Annotated in this window: 2 protein-coding genes; both read right to left on the bottom strand. The window is 42.5% G+C overall.

The annotated features are described in order from the left end of the window. Window positions 1-20: 20 nt before the first annotated feature. Complete coding sequence (locus ACIQ0D_RS12655) at window positions 21-710, bottom strand: hypothetical protein (RefSeq protein WP_395806166.1); 690 nt, start codon at window positions 708-710, stop codon at window positions 21-23. Further along, window positions 707-3,482, bottom strand: a 2,776-nt coding sequence (locus tag ACIQ0D_RS12650; protein WP_395806165.1) for a T9SS type A sorting domain-containing protein, incomplete at its 5' end; no start/stop codon positions are given. The genes ACIQ0D_RS12655 and ACIQ0D_RS12650, both read right to left, overlap by 4 nt.

The raw sequence follows: 3,482 nt of genomic DNA, 5'->3' as shown, positions 1-3,482 counted from the left end.
GCTTCGGGTTTAACTACTTATCAATTACTTTTAAACTCATACAAACCAGAGTCTGAGGTATTGCCCTTTCCATCTCTGCTTATTACCTTCCAATAATAGGTCGTGTTAGCATTCACAGATATATCTGTTAGGCTTGTTGTGGTATGCTGAGATTTAATCAGGGTTACATTATTAGAACTTGTGCCTAAATAAACATCGTAGTTTACAAGATCATTGTCGGCGTCTGAACCTTTCCATTGGAAAGAGATTTTTCCAGCATTGAGAATCACTGCTTGGCCCATCGTCGGACTCACTATTTCTGCTGGGTAGGGTGGGAAACTTGATGCGCCCAAGCCAGGATTATAAAACTTCCAAATAGCACTTTTAGCTGTCGTAGCAGTTTTACTTGATTTAGAAGTAACAAACCAAGAATAGGGCGTATTACGCTTCAAGGTTATTTCTGCGCTCGTAGAAGTAGTGCTTTCCGTTTGTTCAGCTTTTGTAAGTAGATTGGTAATCCTTACTTCATAGCTTTCCGAATTGGCTGCAGAATTCCAAATCAATTTAATCTTACTCTCTGTGTCTGATAAGGTCACCCCAGTGACACAAGCCTCATTATTTAAAGGAGCATTTAATATTGCTGCTGATGGGTCAGGAATAGGAGCCTGCTTTTTACCACCACATGCACTAATAACTGTTAAAACGATTAGTGTAAATACTATTCTTCTCATTGCTTTATTACTTTAAAACTATGTTTGCCTATAACTACAAAATAATAGTCATTGTCTAATTTGCTCAAATCAAGGCTTACCAAGTTGTTTATTACCAAGTGCTTCGCTTCATAAACCGATAAACCATATCGATCAACTACCCGTACCAAAAGTTCTTTATTCTCCTGATTTTCAATCTTTAAGTTAAGAATGTCTTTAAAAGGATTAGGATAAGCTTGTATCTTTTCATCCACATATATTTCTTCCGTATATACACCTTGGCATATTTGCGATGAGTTTACCGTAATTTTATTTAAACCCGCTTTTAATCCCAAGCTCATTTTTGAGGTATAACTCGTATATTTTTCTCCATTTAGAGTAATATAATAGGTATCACCACCCGACATCAATAAGTCAATGGTATTATTTGTGGGATTCACTTTCGAATACACCGATAGATCCAATGGCTCGGTAATGGTTAAATCAAAGCATTGTTTATATTCTGTTTGCCCCGCTACCGTTATGCATAAGGTATAATTACCTGATTGCAAACCTGTTAAATCGGTGCTGGTATTGAAATTAGCTGTTTTTACAGTCTGTCCAGACTTGCTTAAAGTTGCGGTATAATTCAAGCTCTGAGCCGCTGTGATAGCAATTTTTCCATTATCACTCGCGCGGCAGGTCTCACCTTGAATGTTTATTTGATAGTTATTAGCGGGTAATACTAAGACCGACTTAATAACCGTAGCTGAAGAAAGGGTTTCACAGCCCGTTGCATTGCTTACTTTAACGGTATAGCTGCCAGCGGTGCTAGCCGTGTAGCTGCTGGTTGTGGCAGCGTTGATTGCTACTCCGTTTCTAATCCACTGGTAATTGAGGCCACTTCCTGTATTGGCACTTAATACCACATTCCCTGTTTGGGTAATCGTGGTTGGCCCGCCTGCACTGATCGTAGCTGCTGGGAAGGGGCTAACTGTAACCGTAGTAGCTGCGCTAGTGGCCGAACATCCATTAGAATTGGTCACCCTTACCGTATAGCTACCGGCTGTGCTTACCTCGATGCTTCTTGTAGTTGCTCCTGTGCTCCATAAATAACTACTACCTGAACTAGCCGTTAAAGTTACCTTGTCGTTCTGGCAGAAGGTTGTTGCGCCCGAGGCCGTGATCGTGGCCATAGGTAAAGCATTCACCCTTACCGTGGTGGCGGTGGAAGTGGCACTACAACCTGCGGAATTGGTCACCTTTACCGTATAATTACCGGCTGTGCTTACCTCAATGCTTCTTGTGGTGGCTCCTGTGCTCCATAAATAACTGCTGCCTTCGCTCGAAGTAAGAGTTACCTTGTCGCCCTGGCAGAACGTAGTTGCGCCCGAGGCCGTGATGGTGGCAGTGGGAAAGGAGTTTACCGTTACGGCCGTGGCGGGGCTGGTGGCTGAACATCCACTGGCATTGCTTACCTTTACCGTATAATTGCCAGCTGTGCTTACCTCAATGCTTCTTGTGGTGGCTCCGGTGCTCCATAGATAACTGCTTCCTTCGCTTGAAGTTAGGGTTACTTTACCACCCTCACATAAAGCTGTTGAACCAGAAGCCGTGATCGTGGCAGCAACTTGATTAACTGTTACTGCAATAGCTTCGCTAGTAGCACTACAGCCATTGGTAAGGGTAACACTTACCGTGTAGTTACCGGATGTACTTACCTCAATGCTTCTTGTGGTGGCTCCTGTGCTCCATAAATAACTACTTCCTTCGCTCGAAGTTAGGGTTACTTTTCCGCCCTCACATAAAGCTGTTGAACCAGAAGCCGTGATCGTAGCCGTAGGTAAAGGATTCACCGTTACCGTGGTAGCGGTGCTGGTGGCAATACAACCGTTTGCATTGGTGACCCTTACCGTATAATTACCAGATGTTTTTACTTCTATACTTTGAGTAGTGGCGCCTGTTGACCACAGATAACTACTACCTACACTTGCCGTTAGGATTACCTTGTCGCCTAAACAAAAACCAATCGGACCACCGGCAGTAATCGTAGCCATAGGTAAAGGATTCACCCTTACCGTGGTGGCGGTGCTGGTGGCTGAACAACCGTTTGCATTGGTAACACTTACCGTATAGTTACCAGATGTTTTTACTTCTATACTTTGAGTGGTGGCGCCTGTTGACCACAAATAACTACTACCTGCATTTGCCGTTAGGGTTACCTTGTCGCCTAAACAAAAACTAGTCGGACCACCGGCTGTAATCGTAGCCGTAGGTAATGAAATAGTAACCTTTACAATCAAGCGAGACTTACTTTCTAAACCATTTATTGTCTGAGAAGCATAATATGTTTTATTAATAACTAAAGGTATTGAAGAGGCAAGTGGTAAACCTCCAAATGCAACATCATACCATTTGATGGAAGTCCCAGTAGCTTGCAGAGAAGAAATAGTAGCTAGTGGTGAACATATCGGTTGCAACGCTTCTCCGGTAGGTGTAGGAGTAGTGTAAATTAAATTGAAATCAATATCAAGTGGTGTAGGATTAATACGTTCAAATCCAATTCCTAATTGTCCGGAAGAGTTAAGTCCCCAAGTCCATAGACTCCCATCACTTTTAGTAGCTACTGTATGACCAGTACCTAAACTAACCATTTTCCAATCCGAGTCTGTACCAATTCTGGCAGGCTCCCATTTTTCATTGTATGTTCCATCTCCTAATTGTCCGAGATAGTTAAATCCCCAAGCCCATAAACTCCCATCATTTTTAATTGCTGCCAAATGACTATATCCTCCAGTAATAATTTTCCAATCC

Source organism: Daejeonella sp. (assembly GCF_044342615.1).
GTDB lineage: Bacteria > Bacteroidota > Bacteroidia > Sphingobacteriales > Sphingobacteriaceae > Daejeonella.
Note: the sequence above shows the minus strand (reverse complement) of the source record. Positions and strands in the feature narration are given on the sequence as shown.

Coding starts and splice junctions, on each gene's coding strand:
- ACIQ0D_RS12655 (WP_395806166.1), bottom strand. CDS start 710: ATGAGAAGAATAGTATTTACACTAATCGTTTTAACAGTTATTAGTGCA.